The sequence below is a fragment of the Kitasatospora sp. NPDC036993 genome (assembly GCF_055607525.1).
The window spans coordinates 410,835-434,866 of record NZ_JBVJRP010000002.1; the positions used below are offsets into that span (position 1 = coordinate 410,835).

Annotated in this window: 14 protein-coding genes and 1 pseudogene; 7 read left to right on the plus strand and 8 right to left on the minus strand. The window is 74.4% G+C overall.

All coding sequences use genetic code 11. The features are described 5' to 3' along the window. Positions 1 to 93: 93 nt before the first annotated feature. The 7 genes from ACZ7C5_RS05230 to ACZ7C5_RS05260 all read right to left on the minus strand — a co-directional run bounded on the left by ACZ7C5_RS05230 (position 94) and on the right by ACZ7C5_RS05260 (position 15,248). The gene (locus tag ACZ7C5_RS05230) at positions 94 to 2,058 is read right to left on the minus strand and encodes a hypothetical protein (RefSeq protein WP_470322014.1); all 1,965 of its coding nucleotides are present in this window, start codon (positions 2,056 to 2,058) and stop codon (positions 94 to 96) included. Continuing rightward, positions 2,055 to 5,987 carry a vWA domain-containing protein gene (locus ACZ7C5_RS05235; RefSeq protein WP_470322015.1) on the minus strand — a complete coding sequence of 1,311 codons (3,933 nt, stop codon included), beginning with the start codon at positions 5,985 to 5,987 and terminating at the stop codon, positions 2,055 to 2,057. Before ACZ7C5_RS05235 ends, ACZ7C5_RS05230 begins: the two co-directional genes overlap by 4 nt. 4 nt (positions 5,988 to 5,991) lie before the next feature. Then, complete coding sequence (locus ACZ7C5_RS05240) at positions 5,992 to 7,155, minus strand: ATP-binding protein (RefSeq protein ID WP_470322016.1); 1,164 nt, start codon at positions 7,153 to 7,155, stop codon at positions 5,992 to 5,994. After that, positions 7,152 to 12,257 carry a hypothetical protein gene (locus ACZ7C5_RS05245; RefSeq protein WP_470322017.1) on the minus strand — a complete coding sequence of 1,702 codons (5,106 nt, stop codon included), beginning with the start codon at positions 12,255 to 12,257 and terminating at the stop codon, positions 7,152 to 7,154. Before ACZ7C5_RS05245 ends, ACZ7C5_RS05240 begins: the two co-directional genes overlap by 4 nt. Further along, a complete protein-coding gene (locus ACZ7C5_RS05250; RefSeq protein ID WP_401084810.1) occupies positions 12,254 to 13,111 on the minus strand; it encodes a DUF4132 domain-containing protein in 858 nt (285 codons plus the stop codon). Before ACZ7C5_RS05250 ends, ACZ7C5_RS05245 begins: the two co-directional genes overlap by 4 nt. Before the next feature lie 287 nt (positions 13,112 to 13,398). Then, positions 13,399 to 14,181: an ABC transporter ATP-binding protein gene (locus ACZ7C5_RS05255; protein WP_188295684.1), complete on the minus strand. Its 783-nt coding sequence runs from the start codon at positions 14,179 to 14,181 to the stop codon at positions 13,399 to 13,401. A gap of 35 nt (positions 14,182 to 14,216) precedes the next feature. Next, positions 14,217 to 15,248, minus strand: coding sequence for an ABC transporter substrate-binding protein (locus ACZ7C5_RS05260; protein ID WP_470322018.1), 1,032 nt, complete (start codon positions 15,246 to 15,248; stop codon positions 14,217 to 14,219). Positions 15,249 to 15,353: 105 nt separating this feature from the next. Here ACZ7C5_RS05260 and fhuB point away from each other — a divergent pair, with 105 nt between their 5' ends. The 3 genes and pseudogenes from fhuB to ACZ7C5_RS05275 all read left to right on the plus strand — a co-directional run bounded on the left by fhuB (position 15,354) and on the right by ACZ7C5_RS05275 (position 19,214). Continuing rightward, positions 15,354 to 17,531 (plus strand): Fe(3+)-hydroxamate ABC transporter permease FhuB, encoded by a 2,178-nt coding sequence (gene fhuB / locus ACZ7C5_RS05265; protein ID WP_470322019.1) that lies wholly within the window; start codon positions 15,354 to 15,356, stop codon positions 17,529 to 17,531. A gap of 10 nt (positions 17,532 to 17,541) precedes the next feature. Then, positions 17,542 to 18,669 (plus strand): annotated as a pseudogene (gene fes, locus ACZ7C5_RS05270) (enterochelin esterase); the annotation flags it as partial. 350 nt (positions 18,670 to 19,019) lie between these two features. After that, on the plus strand, positions 19,020 to 19,214 hold the full coding sequence (locus tag ACZ7C5_RS05275) for a DUF397 domain-containing protein (RefSeq protein WP_470322020.1): 195 nt from the start codon (positions 19,020 to 19,022) through the stop codon (positions 19,212 to 19,214). Here the strand turns inward: ACZ7C5_RS05275 and ACZ7C5_RS05280 are convergent. Beyond that, positions 19,202 to 19,750 carry a Uma2 family endonuclease gene (locus tag ACZ7C5_RS05280; protein ID WP_401084822.1) on the minus strand — a complete coding sequence of 183 codons (549 nt, stop codon included), beginning with the start codon at positions 19,748 to 19,750 and terminating at the stop codon, positions 19,202 to 19,204. The genes ACZ7C5_RS05275 and ACZ7C5_RS05280 overlap by 13 nt on opposite strands. Positions 19,751 to 19,844: 94 nt before the next feature. Between ACZ7C5_RS05280 and ACZ7C5_RS05285 the strand changes: the two genes are divergently transcribed. The 4 genes from ACZ7C5_RS05285 to ACZ7C5_RS05300 all read left to right on the plus strand — a co-directional run bounded on the left by ACZ7C5_RS05285 (position 19,845) and on the right by ACZ7C5_RS05300 (position 23,872). After that, complete coding sequence (locus ACZ7C5_RS05285; RefSeq protein ID WP_401084825.1) at positions 19,845 to 20,384, plus strand: hypothetical protein; 540 nt, start codon at positions 19,845 to 19,847, stop codon at positions 20,382 to 20,384. A gap of 193 nt (positions 20,385 to 20,577) precedes the next feature. Continuing rightward, on the plus strand, positions 20,578 to 21,075 hold the full coding sequence (locus tag ACZ7C5_RS05290) for a hypothetical protein (protein WP_470322021.1): 498 nt from the start codon (positions 20,578 to 20,580) through the stop codon (positions 21,073 to 21,075). Next, positions 21,072 to 22,412, plus strand: a complete 1,341-nt coding sequence (locus ACZ7C5_RS05295) for a KGGVGR-motif variant AAA ATPase (protein ID WP_470322022.1) — start codon at positions 21,072 to 21,074, stop codon at positions 22,410 to 22,412. Before ACZ7C5_RS05290 ends, ACZ7C5_RS05295 begins: the two co-directional genes overlap by 4 nt. After that, the gene (locus ACZ7C5_RS05300) at positions 22,409 to 23,872 is read left to right on the plus strand and encodes a hypothetical protein (protein ID WP_470322023.1); all 1,464 of its coding nucleotides are present in this window, start codon (positions 22,409 to 22,411) and stop codon (positions 23,870 to 23,872) included. Before ACZ7C5_RS05295 ends, ACZ7C5_RS05300 begins: the two co-directional genes overlap by 4 nt. Positions 23,873 to 24,032: the final 160 nt, after the last annotated feature.

Sequence of the window (24,032 nt, forward strand, 5' to 3'; positions counted from 1 at the left end):
TCGGACGAGGTTTCCCACGAGGTCTCGTACGGTGTCCTCCTGCGACAAGTATGCCAGTCTGCGCGGGATATCGGTCCGTGCAAATAGTTCGGCTTATACCCGGACGGGTTCCGCCCCTCGGCCGGTCCCTTCCTCCTCTCCCGGCCGGGCCTCCTCTGCCGACCAGGCCGCCGCGCACAGCGCCGTGGCCAGCTCCTCGGTGTAGGAAGCGGCCGCCAGCCAGGCGGTGGCGAAGACCTCGTGGTCGTCCGTGACGACCCGGCCGAAGACGTCGCGCTGCCGGTCCGCCGCGGCGGCCCGCAGACCGGCGAGGAGCTCGGCGGCGGTGGCCAGTCCGGCGGCGCGCAGCAGGCCGCGGTCGGCGGCGGCCGAGGCCTCGCTCGGGGCGAGGGCGTGCCGTCCGGTGGTGACCGCCTGCTCGACCCGGCGGCCGAGCACGTGGACGGGCGGGCCGTGCGGCGCCGGGGCCGCCACCGGCTCGGGGCCGGGGCCGGGGTTGGGCCCGCCGGCGCCCACCGGACCGCCCACCAGCCCGCCCGCAGGTGCGGAGGCGGCAAGGTCGGCGGTCTGGAGGCGTTCGAGGCCGAGGTTGACCCGGCCCGCCCGGTCGGCGGGCAGGGTGAGCGGGTCGGCGGCGTCCGGGGGTGTGCCGATCGCGAGCAGGCGCAGCTCCGGGCGGCCCGCGCGCTCCAGCCGGCCGATCACCCGCAGCCGCAGGCCGGGCGCGGTGGCGAGGAGCGCCAGGTTCGCCCGGAACGGCAGGCCGGGGTGCTCGTGCGCCGGGCTCAGGACGATCACCGGACCGCCCGCCGTACAACGCGCCAGCAGCTGTGGGGTGCCGCCCGGCCCGGTCGGGGCGGTGCCCAGCAGAGTGACGTCCAGGAACAGCAGGTCACTCCCGGCCGGGCGGCTCTCGTACGGCAGCTCCTGAGCCGCGAGCGCCCGCGCCACCTGGGCGGACACCGGTTCGGACCAGAGCCGGGAGGCCGGTTCCGCCGTCCACGCCGCGCCCGCGGCGCGGACCGCCCGGACCGAGGCTCCGGCGCCCAGCCGGCCTCCGGTGGACCTGGTCGCGCCCTGGACGGCCAGCCCGGTACGGCTGAACGCGCGGTGGCTGAGCGCGGCATCGCCCAGCCGGACCGTCCGGCTGCCCGCCCCGACCGCCTGCGGGGCTGCGGCCGCGGCGTCGTCGTGCGGCATCACCTCGGCGATGGTGCTGAGGCGCCCGCCCGCGTCCACGGCCCAGCTGACCGCGCCCGCGTGGGTGGCCGTCAGCACCGGCTCGGCGAACAGCCCGTAGAGCCGCAGGCCGCCCTCCTCCCGGTAGGCCTGGCGCGCGGTGCCGCGCAGCTCGGCGACCGGGGCGATGCCGGCGTCCAGGGCCGTGGTGAGGCCGAGCAGTTCGCGCAGGCCGGCCACCAGGTCCACCAGCCGGTGGTCGGGCGCGCCGGAGCGCGCCGCCCGGATCCGGGTCACCACGGTGACCGCCGCCGCGGCCGGGCGGTACAGGCCCGCGAGGCGCGCCTGGTGGGCGGCGCGCAGCAGTTCGGCCTGGGACACGGCGCCCGCGCCGCCCACCCCGGCGGCCAGCACGGCGGCCGCGGCCCGGTGGAGGTGACGGACGGCGGCGCGTTCGGCCGGGGCGAGCGGAGTGGGGGCCTGCTGGTCGGGCCGGCCGGTCTGCTCCTCGGGGGTGTCCCCGGCCCCTTCGCGGGCTTCCGTGGCTGCCGCCCCGGAGTCGGTCTCCGGCCCGGCCTCGGCGAGCGGGCAGAGGGTGACGGCGGCCGCCCGGTGCACACAGGCCGGGGCGAGCAGGCAGCCGCAGCGCACGCCGGCCTCGGCGGCGACCACCCCGCCCGGGGCGTTCAGGACGAGCACCGTCTCCTCGTCCACCTCCACCCGCCACTCGTCGCCGTCGCGGGAGACCGGCCGCTCCGCCAGCTTCGCCGCCGCGCCGTCCAGCCGCTTCTGGAGCCGGGCGCTCAGCCCGGCCACCACCTCGGCGACCACCTCGGGCCGTACGCCCGGCCAGTCGCTCGTCCGCGCCGTCACACTCATCGCACCTTCTCCCCCACCCAGCGGGCCAGTTCCAGCGGACTCAACGCCGCCACGGGCATTCCGGCCGCGACCAACCGGCCCGCGACCGCCTTCGAGTAGCGGGCCGTCCCGGTGTCGTCCAGCGCCGCGCAGCCGAGCAGGTGCACGCCGGAGTCCACCAGCGCCCGGGTCTGGGCCAGCAGCCCGCCGACCGGCCCGCCCTCCTCGAAGTCGCTGACCACCGCGATCAGCGTGCGGGACGGCACCGTCACCAGCTCCCGCGCGTAGCGCAGCCCGCTCGCGATGCTGGTGCCGCCGCCGACCTGCACTTCCAACAGCAGGCTCAGCGGATCGTCCACCCGCTCCGTGAGGTCCAGGACCTCGGTGGAGAAGGCGACGAAGTGGGTGCTCAGCGAGGGCACTCCGGCCAGGATCGAGGCCGTCAGCGCGGCCCACACCGTGGAGGCCTCCATCGACCCGGAGACGTCCACGACCAGGATCAGCCGCCAGTCGTTGGCCTGCCGCGCCCTGGTCCGGAAGACCGGGCGCTCGGGCACGATCAGGGTGCCGCCGTCCGGCCCGGGGCGGGCGGTGGCCAGGTTGGCCCGGATGGTCCGGTCCAGGTCCAGCCCGCCGCCCGGACGGCGGGACGGCCGCGGCACGGCGATCCCGGTCAGGGCCGGGCGCAGCCTGGTGGCCAGCTCCCGGCTCAGCTCGGCCACCAGGCGCCGCACCAGCGGGCGCAGCCGGGCCACCCGGGCCTCCGGCAGGCCGCCGGCGTGGTCCAGCACGGTGCGCAGCAGGTCGACGGACGGGCGGACGGCGGCCGGGTCGATCGCCTCCAGGACGTCGGTGCGGCCCTGCGCGACGGCGGCGGCGAGCACCTCCTCGCGCACTCCGGGGCCGAACAGCGACTCCAGGTCCTCGGCCCACTCCCGCACTCCGGGGTACGGGGCCTCACGGCCGCCCTTGCCTCCCCTGCTGTCCAGGCCGGGGCCTGAGCCCTCGCCGTGGCCGCTGCCGTACAACTCGTCCAGCGCGGTGGCGAGCCGGGCGCCACGACCGGTCAGGCCGCCGTTGCCGGCGCGGCCGAGGAGCAGGCGCCAGCGCTCGGCGGGGGCCAGGGTGTGGGGGTGGGTGACAGGCGGAGTGGTCGACGGGGTGGCCATGGCGGAGAGCAGGTCCGGGGCAGCGGGCGACGGCGCGTCCGCCGGGGGCTCCGCCGGTGGTGCGGGCGTCGGGGCCAGCAGGCCGCGGCGGGCGAGTGCCGCCCGGGCGGCGAGGTCCGCGCGCACCCAGCCGGCGAGCACGGCGGGGCCGGCCTCCTCCGGCAGTGCGGCGAGCCGGGTGCCCAGGCTCTCCTCGACCAGGGCCAGCAGCCGGTCGCGGGCGGCCGGGCTGAGCGTGTCGAAGCCCCCGCGCAGGGCGGGCAGCCGGTCCAGGAAGGCGTCGTCCGACAGCGAGGTGACCCGCTCCAGCACCGGCTCCAGTGCCTGCGGCGCCGAGTCGAACAGCCCTTCCGCCGCCGTCAGCAGCCCGACCAGCCTGCGGCCGAGCGCCCGCCGCGCCTCCGGGCCGGTCGCGCCGTCCACCCAGGAGGCGGCCCGGCCGCCCAGCACCTCGGCCGGCTCCTGCCCGAGGAGCACCCGCACCGCACCGGCCGCGCCCCGCACCAACGGGCTGCCCCGCTCGGCGAGTTCGGTCAGCATGTGGGCCAGCCGCACCCCGCCGAGCCGGTCCGCCCGCCGCACCAGCTCCACCAGTGCCCGGGCGTCCTGCGGGTCGTCCGATCCGCCGAGGCCCTCCAGCTGCCGTACGGCGGCGGCGGTGAGCACCTCACCGGCGGCGGCCAGGACTGCCTGTGCCGGCCCGGCGGACGAGCCGGGAGCCGCGGCGGACGGAGCGTCGCCGTCGGGGATGCGGAGGCCTGCGGCGACCGGCCCGGTGGGGGCGACGGCCTGCTCGGCTCCGTGATCCGGGGTGTGGCCAGGGGTCCGGCCGACGGCGGGGGCGTCGAGGGTGCCGGGGACTGCCGCTGTACGGCCACCAGCGGCGGCGGCAGCCTCACCCGGGGCACTGTCCTCCGCGGATCCGCCCACCGGGGCGGGCCCGGCGGCCTGGCCGCCGCCGACCCGGGTGGAGCCACCGGGTGCTGATGCGCCCGCCTCCTTGCCGTTCCCTCCCGGAGTGGCCTCGCCCGGGGCGTCGTCCCCTTCGGCTCCGTGCGCCGGGGTGTGGCCGGGGAAGTGGCCCGCCGTCAGGCGGTCGAGGAGGGCCAGGGCGTCGAGGAGGTCGGGGAGGGCGGCGGAGGTCGGCAGGACGGCCGTGAGCTGGCCGAGACGGGTCTCGGCGAGGGCGGGCAGGCCGCAGGAGGCGGCGGCGGTGAGGCCGTCGATGATCTCGCGCGGCGTCGGCTGGTCGGTGAACCGGACGCGCAGGGCGCCTTCGGCCGCCTGCGCGGGGGTGACGCCTCGGGTGCCGGCGACGGTGAGCATGGCGGCGGTGGCGGGCGTCCAGTGCAGGCGCCAGCGGGTGCCGAGGGTCTCGGTGCCGCCGGCGCCGGTGGTGGCGACGGGCTCGGCGTAGGGGACCTCGCAGACGGTGAGGCGGTGCAGGAGGATCTCGCGGCGGCGGTCGAGGTCGCTGCGCAGCGGGTCGAGGCGCAGGTCGCGTGGGCCCGGGTCGGTGGGGTTGGGGAGGCCGAGGCCGGCGAGCAGGGTCTCGACGGCGGGGGCGAGTCCGCTGCGCGGGGCGGCGGGGGTGGGGCGGCCGGTGCGGGTGCCGACCAGGACCTGTTCGAGGGCGCGGGCGACGGCCCTGCCGCGGCCGAGGGGTTCGCCCTGGGCGAGGACGGTCTGCACCGCTTCGACGAGTTCGCCCCGGCCTGCGGCGGCGTGGCCGCGCAGCCGGGCGAGGTCGCCCGCCAGGCGGACGATCTCGCGGGCGTCGGCCGGGCCGCTCGGATGGTCCTGGGCCCGCAGGGCGGCACAGATCCGGACGGCGGTGGTGGTGAGCGCCTCGGCGAGGCGCTCCGGGGCCCCGCCGGCGTCCAGGACGGTGTGCTGCCACTCCGGGTCGCGGATGCCCGCCGGGTAGCCGGAGCGGGCGTCGAGCAGCGGGTAGGTGTACGGGATCAGGGACAGCACGTGCCCGGGGTCGTCCGGGCGCGGCGGCTCCTCGGTGGCGAGCGGGCCGTCCGACAGGGCGGGGGCGTGGAAGGCGCCGACGACGGCGGCGACCCGGCGGCCGCCGGCCGAGGCGGCCTGGATGCGGGCCCGCATCCAGGCCTCGCGGCGCAGGTCGTACGGGTCGACGCCGTGGCCGGTCTCGGCGTCCCTGCGCAGTGCCCAGCCGACCAGCAGGGCGGCGCGCCGGACGGCCTCCGGGGTGGAGCCGGGGGCGGCCGTCTCGACCAGGCGGTCCCACAGGTCCTCGTCGGAGTCCCGGCCGGTGAGGCGGTGGCGCAGCGCGTCGGCGACGCCGGGTCGCCCGGCCCGGCCGTCGGCCCGCGGCTCCCCGGGCCCGCCGGCCGCCGCGCGGGCGGCCCGGTGGGCGAGCGGGAGGTCGCAGGCGATGACCTCCACCCCGTTGTCCCGGGCCCAGCGCAGGGCGACGAGTTCCGGGGAGAAGTCGGCGAACGGGTAGAAGGCGGGCCCCGCCCCCTCCTCGGGCCCGGCCGGGGCCGCCGCGAGGGCGACCGGGGCCAGGGTGGCCTCGTCCGCGAGCCGGCCGAGCCAGGGCTGGAACTCGGCGGGCAGCTCGACCAGGACGGCCTCCGGCCGGGCGGCGTCGAGCAGCGCGGGGACGACCGCGCTGAGGGACGGCGCGTGGTGGCGCACGCCGATCAGGTAGGGGCCCGGACGGCCGGTGCCGGAGGCGGCCAGCCGGTCGGCCTCGGCCCGGACCGTCCGGTCCGCGTCGTCCGGGCGGGGGATCTCCGCGCTGCTCATCGGATCAGGCCTCCAGTGCCGAGCGGAGGTCCCACAGGGTGCGCCAGGTGGCGGCGCCCTGTTCGGCACGGCGGCGGACCGGGCCGTCCCAGTAGCCGAGCAGCCGGGCCGCGTCGGACGGCTCGTCCTTGCGGACCACGCCGAGGAGCTGACCGGGCAGCCGGCCGAGCAGGTCCCCGCCGTCGGGCAGGTAGGCGGCGCTGACGCCGAGCGAGGTGGCGACGGAGACCGCCTCGGCGGTGCTCATCACGGTGGACGGGCGTTCGACGTCCCAGCCTTCGGTGGAGCGGCCGGTGCGCAGGTCGCGGAAGGCGGTGACCAGGGCCTCCAGGACGGCGTCGTCCACCGCGTAGGCGGCGCCGGCCCTGGCCACGGCGACGGTGGACTGGCGGCGGACCAGGTCGACCTCGGCGGCGAGGCTGCCGATCGGGCCGACCGTCTCGAAGTTGAACCGCCGCTTGAGCGCCGCGGACATCTCGCTGACACCCTTGTCCCGCAGGTTGGCGGTGGCGATCAGGGTGAAGCCGGCCGCGGCGTGCAGCTGCCCGTCCTGGGTGCCGGCCAGCTCGGGGACGGCGATCCGCCGTTCGGAGAGCAGTGAGACCAGGGCGTCCTGCACCTCGGGCAGGCAGCGGGTGACCTCCTCGACCCGGGCGACCGCGCCGGTGGTCATCGCGGTGAGCACCGGCGAGGGGACCAGGGCCTCGCGGCTGGGCCCCTTGGCGAGCAGCAGGGCGTAGTTCCAGCCGTACTTGAGCTGGTCCTCGGTGGTGCCTGCGGTGCCCTGGACGGTCAGTGCGCTGGTGCCGCAGACGGCGACGGCGAGCAGCTCGGAGAGCATGGACTTGGCGGTGCCTGGCTCGCCGACGAGCAGCAGGCCGCGCTCGCCGGCGAGGGTGACGACGCAGCGCTCGACCAGCGCGCGTTCGCCGACGAACTTCGGCTCGATGACCAGGCCCTTGCGCCCGGCCTTGAGCTTCTCGCCGCCGCTGCCCATCGCGAAGGTGACCACGGCGCGCGGGGTCAGCCGCCAGCCGGGCGGGCGCGGGCCGCCGTCGTGGGCGGCCAGGAACTCCAGTTCGGCGGCGTACTTCTCCTCGGGCGGGACGATCTGCCGGTCCGCGGGGGCGGTGGCGGTCGCACCCGTGGTGGTCTCGGTGGCGGTCATCGGCGGGCCTTCCTGCGCTTGCTGGTCCGGAGCTCTTCGTAACCGGGGGCGTCGCCCTCGACGGTCCGCTGCCAGGCCCGGGCGAACAGCTCGGGGACGGACAGCGGCACCGAAGCGGGCCGGTGGGTGTGCAGTTCGTACAGGGCGGCCTTCCAGGTCTCGGCCGGCAGCGCGGGCGACTTGGCCTCCTGCCAGCCGCCGGGCAGGAAGAGGCCGCGGCCGGCCCGGGAGCGCTTGGCCTCCAGCACCAGGTCGGTGGCGGCGAGTTCGGCGCGGGCCCTCTTCAGCCGGGCGGGCTTCCAGCCCGTCCAGCGGGCGGCGTTGCGGTCGGTCGGGTCGGGCAGGGCGAGCAGCTGGAGGTAGAGCGTGGCGGCGTCCTCGCCCAGGCCGTGGGTGCGGGACACCTCGGCGACCAGTTCGGGGACGGACAGCCGCGGGTCCTGCAACCAGACCGGGCCCTCGCCGGGGGCCGGCGCCACGGGGACGGTGGCGGCCAGCCGCTCCGGCTCGCCGCGCAGCACGGCCTCGACGGCCCGCCGCTCGGTCGAGTACCAGTAGCTGTTGGAGAGCCCTTCGAGCAGTTCGAGCAGCGGGTCGTCCGGCCCGGTGAGGGCGGCCGGGCGCAGCCAGACCCGCTCCGTCTCCTCGTGGTACGGCGTCAGGACGAGTGCCGGTCCGCAGCGGACCAGGCCGTCCCGGTCCGCGCCGCCCTCGGCGGGCAGGCCGAAGTGGGTGCGCAGGACGGCGGACAGCGAGGCGCCCTTGACGGTGCGCAGCAGGTCGAGGTCGAGCAGCAGCTCCGGGTCGGCCAGGCGGTCGCGCAGCGCCTCGGCGGCCGTGGGCAGCAGCGGGCGCAGCGGACTGTCGGCGGGCAGGTGGTAGGCGAGCCAGCGCAGCGCGGCGATGGTGGAGCTCAGCGCGCCGCTCCCGGGGACGGCGGACTCGTCCTCGGCGACCAGTCGCAGGCCGACCCCCTCCGACTCGCCGAGCCGGAAGCCGGTGCGGCCGGTCAGCCACGGGGTGTGGCCGGGGTTGAGCACCGCCTCGACGGTGTCGATGGGCACCCCCTGGACGGTGGCCAGGACCTCGTCGGGGAGGGTGACGAGCCGTCCGAACCGCCGGATCCACTCCTCGGCCCCGGCGGCGATGTCCGGCCCCTCGGTCCACAGGGTCTTCGGGTCGGCGGGCAGCAGGGCGCCCCAGACGGCGGCGAGGCCGTCGTGGTCGTGCCGCCGCAGCCAGTCCCTGGCGGCCTTGAACTCGGCTGTCTTGAAGTCGAGTTCGGCGGGAACGGCGACGTCCGTCCAGTACAGCAGGCCGCTCGGCGGGCTGAGCAGCAGGGCGGAGCGGGCGACGCCGATGCCGGTGAGCCGGCTGAAGGCCTCGGCCCTGGCCCGGTCGTGCGGAACGGCGCCGCGCAGCGCGGCGACCTGCCAGAACGTGGCGACCCAGGCGGCGTCGACCAGTTCCCCGGTGCCGCGCTCCTCGACCGTGGTGAAGTGCGCGACGGGCCCGAACTCCCCGCTCGGGTCGTGGTCGACGGCGAGCCAGTGCACGGTGCCGTCGGTGTACTGCCGCTGGTGGGCGAGGATGACGACGGTGCGCCCGCCGTGCCGCAGCACCTCGCCCTGGCGCTTGGCGACCGGCCGGCCACTGGTGGCGTTCACGGCCGCCGGGACCTGCTCGGCGAGGACGATCTCGCGCAGGGTGGTGCCGCGGTCGGCCAGCGGGCCCTTGGTCAGCTCGCCGAGCAGCAGGACCAGCGAGGAACGGTGGGCGGGGTCGGTGAACGGCGAGGCCACCGCGTGGGCCAGGGCGTGGACCCGGCCGAGCAGGTGCAGCCAGCCGTGGCTGACGTCGCCGTTGCGCAGGGCGACGGTGGCGGGGGTGCTCCAGCCCTCGCCGTCGGCGGCGGGCGGGGCGGCCAGCACCCCGGTGACGGCGCGCAGGTTGTTGAGCACCCAGCAGTGCTCGGAGGAGCCCCAGTTGTTGCCGAAGCCGCCGGGCTCCGGCAGCACGGCACGCACGGCGTCGCGCAGCTCGTGGTCGCGCCCGTGCTCGGGCTGCCACTCCGTGTCCTGCTTCCTGCCCGGGCGCTCGGCCTCCGGCTGCGGGGCGAACCGGGCGATCCGGTCCAGCAGGTCGGCGGCGAGGCGGGCGATCCCGGCGACGCCGGCGAGCAGCCGCTGGTCCGCGATGCCGGGCAGGATCGCGCCGACCTCCGGGACGGGCAGGGTGCGCGGGGTGCGCCGGGCGAGCGGCCGGCGCACGCCCTGGACGGTGAGCCAGCACCGCTCGTCCTCGGGGACCGGCTCGGTGTCGACCGGCCAGGCGGCGTCGATCAGCCGGGCGGCCTGCTCGGCGGTGACGGTGCGCAGCACCTTGGAGCCGGCCTCGTCGCGCGGGCGCAGGGCGTGCCAGTGCGGGTACGGCGGGACGAGCGGGGTGCCGGCGGCGGAGAGCTCGCCGGCCCGGCAGGGGCGCAGGTCGACGGTGCGGTCGGCGTGGCCGGTGAGGTCGGGCAGGTTGAGCGAGAAGTACTCGCCGGAGGTGTGGCTGACCACCGGTGCGGCCGCGCCGGGCAGGGCGAGCCGGCCGACCGGGACGGTGTCCGACCGGTGTCCGGTCAGCGGCAGCACGATGCGCTGCCCGTCGGCCGTGAAGGTGGTGACGGCCTTGTGCGGCTCGACCCTGGCCCAGCTGCCGAGCACGGTGCCGTCGGTGCCGAGTGGCGTGTGCTCCAGGCCGGGCTGGAGCGGCAGCAGCCAGGTGTTCTTCCGGCTGAGCCGGCCGGCCTGGGCGGTGGCGGCGATCACCGGCGGTTCGGCGGTGCGGCCCAGGGTGCCGGTGACCGGGTCGAGTTCGCGCAGGACGGCCTCACCGTCGGAGGCGTGGCGCACCGTCCAGTAGCCGGTGCCGTCGCCGAGGACGCCGTGCTCGTCGGGCATCCGGGTGTCGCCGGCGTGCAGCGGGCGTTCGCCGGTGGTGCGGCCGCCGCCGGGCAGCTGGAGCGACGGCGGCTCCGGATCCCGGTCCCGGTAGTAGTAGCCGACGAGGACCTCGCCCTCCAGCTCGAACTGCTCGTCCGGGCGGCTGGACCAGTACGCGAGCTGCTTGCCGTCCTGGGGCCAGACGACCAGCAGTTCGCCGTCGGCGAAGCGCAGCCTGGTCCGGTTCCGCTCGTTCGACGGCCGCTCGGGCAGGCGCAGGGTGTGCTCCAGCACGATGCCCTCCGGGCCGACCACGACGGCCCGGTCGAGGCGGGTGAGCAGCAGGTTCGGCCAGGCGTCCTCGATGACCAGGCCGCTCAGGCCCGCGCCGCCCAGGCTGGGGACGGGGTGCTGGGGGGCGTCGTCGGCGGGCGGGTCGGCGAGCTTGCCGAGCGCCTCCTCCAGGGCGGGCCAGCCGAGTTCGTCCAGGATGCCGGCCTGGAGGGCGTCGGTGAGCAGCGTGGTGACGTCGAGGGCGGCGACCCGGTCGGCGACGGCCGGCGCGACCGTCCGGACGGCGGTGCGGTGCCGGCCGAACTCGCGGACCAGGTCGGTGGCGGCGGCCAGGCCGCGGGCGGCGAACAGCTCCTCGGCGCGCTCCTCGGCCCACTCGGCGAACAGCTCGCTCAGCAGCGGCAGGGCGGGCACCTCGCGCTTGGCGGCCGTCGCCCAGGCGGACGGGGTGGCGCGGCGCAGCAGGGGCCGGTAGCGCTCGTCGGCGCCGACGGCGGTGAGGTCGGGGCTGTCGGGGCCGCACTCCGCGACCCAGTCGTGCAGGTCGATGCCGAGGCCGTCCGGCGGGTCGGCGACCGGCACGCCCGCGGTGAGCAGCAGGTCCAGCAGGTCGATCCGCGTCCGGCTGGCACGGATTCCGGTGTGGAGGTCCACCGGGACGGCGTCGGCCTTGAGCCGCTCGATCATCCGGCCGGCCAGCGCGAGGGTGTCCGGGCAGCTGGGCCGGTTGCGCCAGCCGCGGCCGTGGTGGTTGCACCAGCGCTGGAGCCAGGCGGCGGCGGGCTCGGCGCCCTCGGCGCGGGGGCCGGTGAGCAGGGCCTCGGCGCCGGTCTCGGTGAGGACCGCCAGCCAGGCGGTGTCGTGCGGGGCCGGGTCGGGCGAGGCCGGGTCGGGCAGCAGCTCCAGCAGGCGGGTGCGCACGGCCGCGTCGCCGCGGCCGAGTTCGACCAGTGCGCCGTGCCAGGACTTCCAGAACGCGCCGGGGGCCCGGTTGACCGCCGGGGAGTCCAGCAGTTCGGCGAGCAGCGCCCGCTCGTGCTCGGTGCGGTCCAGCCCGGCGGCCTTGACCAGTGCGCGGGCGTCCTCGGCGACTCCGGCGTACGGGGCCATGCCGGCCGCGGACCGCTCGGTGCACAGCTGGCGGAAGCGCTGCCAGGCGGTCAGCGGGTCGAGCCGCTGGGCGAGCTCCTTGACGTACTGGCGCAGGGCCTTGACGGTGAGCGCGCCGGCCAGGGCGAACTCCAGGAAGACGGCGCGCAGCCGCTCCTCGTCCACCGTCAGGCCGTACGTGCGCTCGGCGTCGCGGGCCTTGCCGAACCAGGCGGCGGCGTAGGTCTGGTTGCCGTGGCCGAGGAAGATCCGGCCGACCTCCTCGCAGAAGGTGGGCAGGAAGTGCGGCACGGCCCGGCCGAGGCGGGTGGCCAGCTCGTCGAAACCGTCCTTGGCGGCGCCGGGCTTGGAGGTGGCCTGGCGGGCGAGCCGCTCCATCTCCTTGACCAGGGCGAGCGCGTGGTGGCCGTTGGCGGGGTCGTGGACCAGCGCCCAGGCGGGGAAGCCGAGCGCCTCCTGGCGGACCTGGCCGACCTCGGCGGGCGCGGTCTCCGGCACCAGGCCGAGGAAGTCGAGGGCGAGGTCCTCGGCCGGGCCGAGCGCGCCGGGGACGAGCCGGACGATCCGGCGACCGTCGAGCGCGGGGTGGGTGTAGCCGCGGGCGGTGAGCACGTCGGCGGCGCTGTCGGGGCGGCCGGCGTCGGGCAGCGTGCCGGCGGGGAGCACCGCCCCGGCGTCGAGCAGTTCCTCGGGTGTCGCGGTCCGGTCGGCTCCGGTGCGGTCGGCTCCGGTGCCGGTGGTGGTCGTGGTCAGGCCGGTGGCGGTCATGCGGCTTCCTCCCCCTGGATCGTGCGGCCGGCGTGCAGGGCGGCGGCCATCCGCATGCCCTCGGACCAGGCGACCGGTCCGACCTCGGTGAGCGGCAGGGCGCGGCCGTCGGGGCCGGCCCAGCTGAGCGCGCCGGTCTCGCACGCGTCGTACTCGTAGTAGTCGCCGACCCAGACCCGGGCCTCGACGGTGCGGCCGCCCTCGGTGACCGGCTGGACGGCGGAGCCGCCGCGGACCCGGCAGCCGAGCCTGGCGCAGCGCCCGACCAGCTCGCGCAGCTCGCGGTAGCGGCCGCCGGCGTAGGTGGTGACCTCGGTGCCGGCCGACGGCTCCGCGGGCCGGTGCCAGACCTCGCGGTAGAGCTGCTGGACGCGCTGGGAGACGCCGAGCTCGACGGCGAACTCGCGCAGGTCGTCGAGGTCGTCGAGCAGGACGGGGTGCGGTATCAGGATCTCGCCGTCGGTGAGGCGCACGGTGTCGCCGTCCAGGTCGACCAGGCCGAGGCCGCGCTCGGCGTCGGCGCCGCGCAGGAAGCCGGCCACCGAGCCGTCGGTGGCGGTGACCACGAGGTCCTTCAGGACGCCCTGCCAGGCCGCGTCCGGCCACACCGCGGTGAGGACCGCGGCGGGCACCGGCAGCGATCGGACCATCCAGCGCTCGACGTCCTCCTGGCAGCCCCGCTCGTGCGCGGCCAGCCACTCGGCGAGCTGCTTGAGCTGGGTGACCACCGGGTCGTCACCGAGCTTCGACGGTACGGACTTGAGGTCGCGGCCCGCCGCGTTGCGGCACACCACCCTGCCCTCCCCGTCGAGGGCGACGCGGTACCCTCCCGCGCCCGTCTCCACCCATGCCACGGCCGTACTCCTCACACCAGGGAACGCCTGTCGACGGTGTTGCCGACCAGCGATGCGAGGAACGTAGCGAGGGGTACTGACAACGCGACGGGCGGGGTGAACATGGGCCCTGACATGCAGAGTTCAAACCACTCGAACGAGCGATCGAAGAAGAGAAAAAAGCGGGGCGGCCGCCTCGTGGCAGCCGCCCCCGCCGGACCGGCGGATCGGTTCGGATCGGTTCAGTTCAGATCAGTTCGGATCAGCCGGCGGACCAGCCCGGCACATCAGCCCAGTGGCGCCCCGGGTCAGCCCAGCGGCGCCCTGGGAACGATGACCGGGGCACCGTCGCCCGGCGCCGCCAGCACATGGCTGTCGATGTCGTACAGCGCCCGCACCAGCGGCGCGTCCACCACCTCGCGCGGCGGCCCGCAGGCCACCACCGCGCCGTCCCGCAGCGCGACCAACAGGTCCGCGTAGCGGGCCGCCGCCGCGAGGTCGTGCAGCACCATGACCACCGTCCGCCCGCCCGCCGCGACCCGGCGGACCAGCTCCAGGACCTCCACCGCGTGCCCGAGGTCCAGCGCGCTGGTCGGCTCGTCCAGGAGCACCACCGGGGTGTCCTGGGCGAGCACCATCGCGAGCCAGCAGCGCTGGCGCTGGCCGCCGGACAGCCGGTCGAGGCGGCGGTCGGCCAGCTCCTCGACACCGGTGGCGCGCAGGGCCTCGGCGGTCAGCCGCTCGTCCTGCGCCGACCACTGGCGGAACAGCCCCTGGTGCGGGTGGCGGCCGTAGCGGACCAGCCCGGTGACGGTGACCGCCTCCGGGGCCTGCGGGCTCTGCGGCAGCAGGGCGATCCGGTGGGCGGCCTGGCGCGGGCGCAGCCGCCACACGTCCTCGCCGCCGACCAGGACCCGCCCGCCGTCCGGCCGGTGCAGCCGGGCCACCGCCCGCAGCAGGGTGGACTTCCCGCAGCCGTTCGGGCCGACCACCGCCACCACCTTCCCGGCCGGGACGGTCAGGTCGACGCCGCCGAGCACCGGGCGCCCCGGCCCGTAGCCGGCGCTGAGCCCCTCGATCGTCAACTCCATGACTGCTCCCCCTCGACCCCTCTGCCGGTGTCCGCTCAGTTGCCCGCGAGCGCCTTGGAGAAGTCGCCGATGACGACGTCGGCGGCGAGCGGGCCGCCCCGGGTGGACCAGACCGAACCGTCCACGGTGACGGCGTGGTTGTTCTTCACCGCGTTCAGCTCCTGGTAGGCGGGCTTGGACTGGACCTCCTTGAGCGCGGTCTTGCCGTCGTCGGTGAGGGTGGACAGGAACAGCCAGTCGCCGTCGATCTCGTTGAGCTTCTCCAGACTCAGCGCCGGGCTGTGCGCGTTGCCGTCCTTGTCCTGCGCGGCCGGGCGGGTCAGGCCCATGTCGAGGGCGACGCCGCTGGCGAACTGCTTCTTCTCCATCCAGCTCGGGCCGGTGGGGTTCCAGCGCACGATGGAGACGGCGGCGCCCTTGTTCTTGGCGAGCTCGCCGCCCGCCTTGGCGGCCTTGGCGTCGTAGTCGCCGATCACCTTGTTGGCCTGCTCCATCTTGTTGACGGCGTTGCCGATGCCGCGGAAGGCGAGCTTCCAGTCATCGGTGGGCGCCATGGTGACCAGCGTGGCGGGGGTGATCTCGCGCAGCTGCTTGAGCACCTGCTCGTCCTGCATGTCGCCGGCCAGGATCAGGTCGGGCTTGGCGGCGATCACCTTGTCCATCACGGGCTGGAGCAGGTTGCCGACCACCGGGATGCCCTGCACCTTGTCCTTCAGGTACGCCGGCGGCTCGGCCAGCCCCTGGCCGTTGGTGATGCCGACCGGCTTGACGCCGAGGGCGAGCACCGCGTCCAGGTCCTCCTGGGTGAGGGTGACGATCCGCTTGGGCTCGGCGGGCACCTCGACGGCCTTGCCGGTGGCGTCCTTGACGGTCCGCTTGCCGCCCGCCGCGTCCGCCTTCCCGCCGCCCGCCGCGTCGGCCGCCGGGGAGGCCGAGGTGGACGAGCCCGAGGACGAGGAGCCGGAGGAACCGCAGCCGGTGAGCAGGAGCGCGGCCGCCCCGGTGACGGCCAGCGCCTGGGCCGCACGGCGGCGGACGGGGCTGAGCGGGCGACGGGCGAACGGCATGGGTGCCTCCGGGCAACGGTGGTACGGAAGTTGTGCGACGTCCGGGAGAGAGCGGCAGGTGGAGGTGCTCTCGGGACGACTCGACCATTAGGTTAGCCTTACCTTATGACATTGTCGCAAGCCGACGTCCACGAGGCGCCCCCCGCCGCCGCGCCGGACTCGCCGCCACCGGCCCGGCCGAGCCGCGGCTCCGACGGCACCCGCCCCATCTGGCCGGCCGTCACCGCGGCGGTGCTGCTCCTGATCGCCCTGGCCGCGCTGTCGCTGTCGGTCGGCGCCGGCGAGGTCGGCCCGGGGCGGGTGCTGGACTACCTGCTGAACCACGACGGCGCCCGAGCGGACAGCCGGCTCGCCCTGGTCGTCGGCGACCTGCGGATGCCCCGCACCGTCACCGCCCTGCTGGTCGGCGCCGCGCTCGGCGTCGCCGGGGCGCAGCTCCAGTCCGTCACCCGAAACCCGCTCGCCGAGACCGGCCTGCTCGGCGTCAACGCCGGCGCCTCGCTCGGCGTCGTCGTCGGCATCGCCCTGCTCGGCGTGCAGACCTCCTTCGGCTACCTCGCCTTCGCCTTCGGCGGCGCCGTGCTCGCCAGCACCGTCGTGCTGCTGGTCGCCAGCACCAGGGGCGGCGGCTCGCCGATGCGGCTGGTGCTGGCCGGCTCCGCCGTCGCGGCGATCTTCCGCGGGCTCACCGACGTGCTGATCGTCAACTCCCCCGAGGCGTACGAGCGGTACCGGGTGTGGGTGCTCGGCTCACTGGCCGGCGTGGAAGGCTGGACGACGCTGCGCCAGCTCGCCCCCGTGCTCGGCGCCGGGTTCCTGCTCGCCGCGCTCACCACCCGGCCGCTGACCGCGCTCGCCCTCGGCGACGACCTCGCCCGCGGCCTCGGCCACCGGCCCGGCGCCACCCGGGCCGCCGTCGCCTTCGCGGTCACCCTGCTGACCGCCTCGGCGGTCGCGCTGGCCGGCCCCGTCGCCTTCCTCGGGCTGCTCTCCGGCTTCCTCGCCCGCACCATCGCCGGCCCCAGGGTCGGCCGGCTCACCCTGCTCGCCGCGCTGTTCGGCGCCGCCGTGCTGACCGGCGCGGACGTGCTCGCCCGGGTGGTGGCCAGGCCCTTCGAGGCACCGGTGTCGGTGATCGTCGCCCTGATCGGCGCCCCGGCGCTGATCGCGATCGTCCGCTCCAAGCGCTCCGCCGCCCTCGCCATCGGCGACCAGGCCGAGTCCACGCCGCCCGCGCGAAGCGGGGAACCCGCCCTGCCCAGGCCGGACGTGACGCTGCGCTACGGCGCCTGGTCACTACTGCTGCCGCACCGCGCGCTGCTGGCCTCGCTCGGCCTCACCGCCGCGCTGCTGGCCGCCGTGGTGGTCGCGGCGCACGCCGGACAGAGCGAACTCGGCCTCGGCCGCACCTTCCAGGCCGTGTTCGGCTACGGCGACCGGCTGGACGTACTGCTGGTGCAGAAGTTCAGGCTCGGCCGGATCGTCGCCGGGCTCGCCGCCGGCGCGGCCCTCGGCCTGGCCGGCTGCCTCACCCAGACCCTCGCCCGCAACCGCCTCGCCACCCCCGAACTGCTCGGCGTCAACGACGGCGCGACGGCTGCCGTACTGATCTCCGCCAGCACCGCGGGAACCTTCGGCGCCTGGTGGGCCGGACCGCTCGGCGCTCTCGTCGCCGTCCTGGTCGTCACCCTGGCCTCCGGCGGGCTCGGTGCCCGCGGCTACCGGGTGCTGGTGGTCGGGCTCGCCATGTCGGCGCTCGCCTCCTCGATCATCCAGGTCGCGATGGCCCGTCGCTCGCTCAACTCCGCGGGCTCGCTGTACATCTGGACCAACGGCAGCCTCAACGGGCGGGACTTCGCCGTCGCCACGCCCGTACTGATCGGGCTGTCCGTGCTGGTGCCGCTGGCGCTGGTGGTGGCCCGCCGGCTGGCGGTGCTGCGCTTCGACGACAGCGTCGCCTCCGCCCTCGGCGTCGACCCGGGCCGGGTCCGGCTCGCCTGCCTGATGCTGGCGGTCGCGCTCGCCGGGCTGGCCGTCGGGGTCTGCGGGCCGGTCGGCTTCGTGGCGCTGGCCGCTCCGGTGATCGCCGGTCGCCTGGCCGGGCCCGCGCGGGTGCCGGTGCTCGGCTCCGCACTGACCGGCGCCCTGCTCGTCGTGCTCGCGGACACCCTGGGACGGGTGCTGTTCGCCGGGGTGGAGATCCCCGTCGGCATCGTCACCACCGTCCTCGGCGGTCCCTTCCTGCTCTGGGTGCTGCTCGGCCGCAAGGGCAGCCCCGCCTAAGCCTTTTGGAGTCACTGCTGTGGAAACCCCGATCGTCGCCCCCGACCCCGACGACCCCGCCTACCGCCTGGTCACCTTCACCCACCGGGACGGCGACTGCGACGGCGTGCTCGCGCTGCTGCACACCGTCACCGACAAGGACCGCCACGCCGGCGACCTGACACCACATCTGATGAATCGTCAGACCGACGGCACCTGGGCGATCAGCTACCGGCTGCGCGCGGACCACCGCGCGTCCTACCAGCTGTACCCGTTCCGCGGCGAGGCCCCCGGCACCACCCGCCCCGACTGGCTCCGGGTCCTCGACCAGGCCCGCCCCGACCCGTACGACGCCGGGCCCCGACTGCCCGCCCGCGACGGCCGCCACCCCTCCTCGGTGCTCAGCCTGCCGGCGGCGCCCGCGCAGCCGTACGTCGAGCGGCGCGACGGCGTGCCGCGCGGGCGGACGCCGGAACACACGGTGGCCGGGCGGCGGGTGGACGTCCACCTCCCGGCCGGACACCGCGCGGACGACGGACCGTACCCGGTCGCGGTGCTGCTGGACGGCGAGATGTGGGGCGAGGTGCTGTCCGTCGGCGACACCCTCGACAACCTGACGGCGGACGGCGCGATCCCGCCGACCGTCACCCTGCTCGTCCACACCATGGGCCCGCAGCGGCCGGACGACCTGAGCTGCAACCCGGCCTTCGTCGACCTGCTCGCCGACCGCCTTCTCCCATGGGCCGCAACGGAGTTCGGAGCGAGCACCGACCCCGCCGCCACGGTCGTCGCGGGCCAGAGCGCGGGCGGCCTCACCGCCGCCTACGCCGCCTACCAGCGGCCGGACCGCTTCGGCAACGCGCTCTGCCAGTCCGGCTCCTTCTGGTGGCCGGACGAGACCGAGTTCGACGCGGGCAGCGAATGGCTCACCCGCCGCTTCGCCGCCGAGGAACGGCGCCCGGCCCGCTTCTGGGTCGAGGTCGGCCTCCAGGAGTGGATGCTTCTCAGCCAGAACCGCCACCTGCGCGACGTCCTCACCGCCCGCGGCTACGACCTCACCTACCGCGAGTTCAACGGCGGCCACGACTACGCCTGTTGGCGAGGCGGGCTGGCGGACGGGCTGGCGGACCTCCTCGGACGGCCTCAGCGGCACGCATGAGGCAGTCAGCGACGACGGCGGCTGCCTCACCAGCAGCACCCAAGGCGTCGCCCTCGGCGTCCGGCAGTGCGCCGGCGACGACAACCAGCGCCGGCGCATCGCCGCCTGATCCGCCTCACGTGACCCCCTGACCGCCGGCCCGGCCCCCGCCGGGCCGGCGATCACCCATAGGGATGGGTTCGGTCGATTCGCACACCACCGGGCCGGATGGCGCCTGGCGTCGGAAGCCACACCCGGATGACCTGTGCGACGCGAAGGGGATTCTGGTGGCGGGAGCGCAGTTCCATCCTCCGGCAGGCTCTCACTCCGGAGAAGTCCGCCGAGTTCACCAGGACGCTGGCGGAGGATCATTGAGTCACGATTTGGTCTGGTTCAAGTCCAGCCACAGCGGTACCGAAGGTGGCGCCTGCGTCGAGGTCGCCCTCACCCAAAGCGCCATCCACGTCCGGGACTCCAAGGACAAGGCCGGACCCCGACTCGCCCTCACCGCCGAGGCCTGGGCCGACTTCATCGGCTTCGCCGCCGAGGCCGCTCAGTCCCGGTAGGGCACCAGCCGGGCCAGGTCCAGCTCGAAGTCGAACGGCGCGGGAATGCGGATCCTCTCCCCGAACTCCCGCTCCGTCCTGGTGTGGTAGCGGTCGCGGTCGGGCTCCGAGAACAGCGTCACGGTCTTCTGCCGAGGGTCCACGATCAGGTAGAGCGGAAAGCCCATCCGCGGGTAGTCGCGGACCTTTCCGCTCCAGTCGTTGTCGGGGTTGGACGGGGACACGACCTCGACCGCGACCAGCGCCAGGTCCGCGGGGATCTCGCGGCCCAGCTCGATGACGTCCTCGGGCAGGTAGGTGAGGTCGGGGTTGCGCACGGTGCCGAGTTCGGGCGAGGAGAGGTCGCTGTTCCCGGTCGGGAAGTAGCCGGGCGGGCAGTGCGCCTCGAACTGTCGCTGGACGATCGCCAGGTCGAGCTGGTGGGTCGGCGGCGGCGACGCCTGCATCACGATGACGTCGCCGGACAGCTCTGCCTTGTAGCCGTCCGGCAGACTGCGGCGGGCCTCTTCGAGCAGGCGGTAGTGCTCAAGGGTCATGGTCGTTCCTCCGGTGCTCCGACCACCGTACGGCAGTGGCAGCCGTCGGCCCGAGCGGCTTGTCCGCCACCCGAGTGAACGTCAGACTTGTCCCATGGCAGATGATCGGACCGCCCGGCTCCTCGTAGCCGGCCTCGGCCTCGTGTTCGTCCAGACCGGCGCCGGCGCCATGCCGACCGCCGTCGAGGTGCCGCTGCGCGTGGTCTCGGTGGCCGCGTTCCTCCCCCTGATCGGGGTCGGGAAACGCTGGGGCGGCAGGGAGGGGGCTCCGCTGGGCCTCGGCCTCGGGCGGAACCAGTGGTACCTCGCGGGCTCCGCGGCAGCCGTGGCCCTCCTCGGGGCCTGGGTGGCCGACCGGCTCCTGCACACCCCGCAGGCCGCCGGAGCGTGGTTCGCCGCCGTGGCGGGTGCGTACCTCGTCGTCCTCGCCGCCCTCCGGCGGCTGCCCGCGCTGCGCGTCCTCGGCGGCGCGATGGCCCTGTGCGGGGCGGCCGGGCTGGCGCTGGCCTTCGGCGGCGTCTCGGCGGCCGCCGTCGGCGCCGTCACCGGAATCGCCCCCGGAGCGCTGTTCCTGGGCACGGTGTGGTGGTGGTCCGCCCGGCCGCGGCGCGCGCCCGAGCGGACCACCATGTGAGGGTTCAGTCCTCCGGGGGTGGCCCCGGGGCCTCGGCCGGGAGGCGGAGGGCCAGCAGGGCGCCGGCGGCGACCAGCGCGGCGGTGAGCAGCAGTGCGAGGCGGTACGGCCCGGCACCCGCGCCGTCGTCGACCGCGCCGATCAGTGCCGCAGCAAGTGGAGACTTCGGAACGTTGAGTCCTAGGATCAGACTGTGTCCCAGACTTCGAAGGAAGACCACTACGCGGGTGCCGCGTTACGTCACCACAACGACGCGGTCTACCTGCACGACGACGGCCGGTTGCCCAACGCAGACCACCATTTCGGCTTCGCCGTGGAATGCGCCCTGAAGAGCCTCATGCTGCGGTACACCCAGGTCTCAGTCGCCCCGATCAATCCGGGGGGATTGCCATCCAGCAGGCCGTACATTCCGCAACAGAGCAACAAGCGGAGGTACATCGGGCACCTCCCTGACGCATGGTCCGATACGGGAGATGTCGTATCCGACGCCACGCTCATGCTCCACGGGCGCACGGGAAGCGCACTGTCTGCGATTCTCACGGCTTCGGTGCCATTCGCCACCTGGAACGTGGATGACCGTTACAGCGACGGATCCTCCGTCACCGAAGCTGATGTGCGAGCCCGACGCTCGGTCTCGGAGCTGATTCTCGGCCTGCACGAGCAGGCTCTCATCGACGGAGTTCTCACGTGACCTTCACTCCCGACCCGGTCCGCTTTGACGAGGCGCGGCCTCTCGCCCTTGCCGTGGCCCTCGATGCGGCCGCATCTGGTGTCGACGTCCTGGTCGTGCGGGATATCTTCGGTCGCCTGTCCCTGCTCCTGGACGATCGCTCATGCAAGGTCGAGGCGGAGGACAAGGCTGCCTGGTGTGAACGACTTGTCACCAACCTTGGCCGGTACGCAGCCGACCGGCCTCTTCTCCTTGCTTCGGGTCTCTTCCAGCCGGACGCATACTTCACGTCCCCCAGGGCGGCCGCTGAACTCCGCTACATCGCAGCGCCCGGTCAGGGCAGCATCCGTTGGCTCGACAATACCGTTGTCGGTGGAGACTGGGCCCGTGTCAGCACCCCGGAAGCGGAGTCGGACGGCGTGCGCACTGCGCGCACTGCGCTCTACGGGTTCAAGGGTGGGGTAGGCCGCTCAACTGCAGCCTTCATGCTGGCGAAACACCTTGCCGGAGAAGGCAACTGTGTCCTCGTCGTCGATCTGGACCTGGAATCCCCCGGCGCCGGTCCGATGCTGGTCGCCGACGAGCAGCTACCCGCATACGGAATCATCGATCAGCTCGTGGAATCGGCCCTGGGTAATCAGGAAGGGCTCGACCTCGTCGCGCAAGCCACGCATTTCCAGTTCGGGAACAATGGAGAGCTCTGGGTAGCCCCTGCCCGAGGACGCGGAGTACCCGGCGCTGGGTACGCCTACGTGGACAAGCTCAACCGTGTCTACGCTGACATGCCCGGGCACGGTGGAGGTACCTTCGCCGACCGGCTGGAGGCAGCGGTTCGCGCCTGCGAAGACGCAGTCGCCAGGGAGAGTCGCCGCCCCGACGTCGTACTTCTCGACAGCCGCGCAGGAATCCATGACATCGCCGCCGTCACCATCTCTCGTCTGTGTGACCTCGCCCTACTCTTCGGCAGTGACAACAGTCAGACCTGGGCCGGCTACCGCGACCTCTTCTCGGCATGGCTGTCCTCCGGTCAAGCTCAGGAGATCCGGGAGAAGCTGCGGATGGTGGCTTCCATGGTTCCCGACGCCGATCAACCCGCCTACCTGGAAACCTTCCGGGACCACGCTTGGGAATGCTTCTCCGTCCTCTACGACGACCTCGTCGATGGCGAAACGGGCTTCAACCCCAGCCCGGAAGACGAGTCCGCGCCGCACTCGCCCATCCCGATCCTGTTCGCCATCGAACTCGTCGGCCTCGACGCGGTCTCCACACCTGGATGGGACAATCGTGCGTTCGTTCGCGCCGCGTACCATGCCTTCCTGGAGACCGCCACCAACCTGATGATCGAAGGACCACGATGACCGCCCCGCTCAAGGCCGAGGACTACCGGAACCTGTTGGTCTCCGCGCTGCCCCCCGCACAGGACGCGGACACGGTCGAGCCAACGCTCCTCAACCTCTTCACTCCTGATACGCACCGCCTCGCACTTCACGTTGACACGACCGTCGTTCGCGGTGGCCGAGGAGTGGGCAAGACCTTCTGGTGTCGCTCCCTGCTCGACGATCAACTGCGGGACATCGCCGCGGAGGAATACCGGATCGATCGACTCAGGAGCCTGAAGGTTTCACCTGGTTACAGCGCAATGCTGGATCCCGACCTGTACCCGGGAGCCGGCGAACTGGCAAGCCTGGTGAACGGCGGCATCCGCGCCTACGACCTGTGGAACGCCGTGCTCCTCGTGGCACTCGGACAACGCGAGCTCCAGGGGAACATGGGATGGTCCGAGCGCATCGCCTGGGTGCAGAGCAACCCGGGGGCACGCGATCGAACCATCGCTCAGGCCGACAAGCAGGCCCAGCAGGAGAAGATCACCCACCTGATCCTCTTCGACGCACTGGAGCACCTCCACCGGGACCGGATTCAGGCGGACCGGCTTGTCGCCGGTATCCTCCAGCTGGCTCTGGAGATGCGCCTGAGTACCAAGAACATCCGATGCAAGATCTTCATTCGGCCCGACATGTTCGACGGTGCGCTTCTTCACTTTCCGGATGCGTCAAAACTGACATCGAACGCCGCCAGCCTCCAGTGGACGACCACCAATCTGTACGGTCTTTTCTTCCACTATCTCGGCAACCATGACAGCCGTGAATCCACAAACTTCCGTTCCTCAACCGGCAGCTGGGGCGAACATGCCGGGCGGCATCTGCTTCCGTCCACGTTGCTCGGTGACGAACAGGTCCAGGCGTCTGTCTTCAGCACACTGGCCGGACCGTACATGGGGGCCAACTATCGGAAGGGCATCACATACACGTGGCTGCCCAACCACCTCATGGACGGAGTCGAACAGGTAAGTCCCCGCAGCTTCCTCAACGCACTGAGCATGGCTGTGGACGAGACACGGGGGAAGTACGCAAGCCACCCGTACGCCATCTACCACGAGGGGATCCGTAGGGGGGTCCAGTCGGCCTCGCAGACTCGCGTCAGCGAGATCCGTGAGGACATGCCGTGGGTACGCACGGTCATCGAACCGCTGGCGGGCCAGCAGGTGCCGATCGACCAGCGACTCGTCCTGGATCTTTGGCGGGCATCGGATCTGACGTCCACCCTGGGCAAAGAGGCCGCCCGTGCCAATTCCAGCGGAAGCGGAGTCGAGGTCCGTACCGGACCGCGATATTCGGACGACTTCCTGCGGCTGATCGACGAGCTGATCGCTCTCGGCGTGATGCGCCGTCGCAAGGATGGTCGGATCGACCTCCCGGATGTGTACCGGATCGCATTCTCGATCGGCCGAAAGGGCGGAGTGCCGAAAGTCCAGTCATAGGCTGATCTGATCAATAGCGTGGGCCCGGCGTCTCGTCTGCGCCGGGCCCACCTCATTCCGTTCCTAGTCCTCCGGGGGTGGCCCCGGGGCCTCGGCCGGGAGGCGGAGGGCCAGCAGGGCGCCGGCGGCGACCAGCGCGGCGGTGAGCAGCAGTGCGAGG

What these genes read in the sequence shown, in the direction of transcription:
- ACZ7C5_RS05240 (WP_470322016.1), bottom strand. Translation starts at nt 7,155, where the DNA reads ATGACCGCCACCGAGACCACCACGGGTGCGACCGCCACCGCCCCCGCG.
- ACZ7C5_RS05285 (WP_401084825.1), top strand. Translation starts at nt 19,845, where the DNA reads ATGGCAGATGATCGGACCGCCCGGCTCCTCGTAGCCGGCCTCGGCCTC.
- fhuB (WP_470322019.1), top strand. Translation starts at nt 15,354, where the DNA reads ATGACATTGTCGCAAGCCGACGTCCACGAGGCGCCCCCCGCCGCCGCG.
- ACZ7C5_RS05255 (WP_188295684.1), bottom strand. Translation starts at nt 14,181, where the DNA reads ATGGAGTTGACGATCGAGGGGCTCAGCGCCGGCTACGGGCCGGGGCGC.
- ACZ7C5_RS05260 (WP_470322018.1), bottom strand. Translation starts at nt 15,248, where the DNA reads ATGCCGTTCGCCCGTCGCCCGCTCAGCCCCGTCCGCCGCCGTGCGGCC.
- ACZ7C5_RS05230 (WP_470322014.1), bottom strand. Translation starts at nt 2,058, where the DNA reads ATGAGTGTGACGGCGCGGACGAGCGACTGGCCGGGCGTACGGCCCGAG.
- ACZ7C5_RS05280 (WP_401084822.1), bottom strand. Translation starts at nt 19,750, where the DNA reads ATGACCCTTGAGCACTACCGCCTGCTCGAAGAGGCCCGCCGCAGTCTG.
- ACZ7C5_RS05245 (WP_470322017.1), bottom strand. Translation starts at nt 12,257, where the DNA reads ATGACCGCCACCGGCCTGACCACGACCACCACCGGCACCGGAGCCGAC.
- ACZ7C5_RS05300 (WP_470322023.1), top strand. Translation starts at nt 22,409, where the DNA reads ATGACCGCCCCGCTCAAGGCCGAGGACTACCGGAACCTGTTGGTCTCC.
- ACZ7C5_RS05235 (WP_470322015.1), bottom strand. Translation starts at nt 5,987, where the DNA reads ATGAGCAGCGCGGAGATCCCCCGCCCGGACGACGCGGACCGGACGGTC.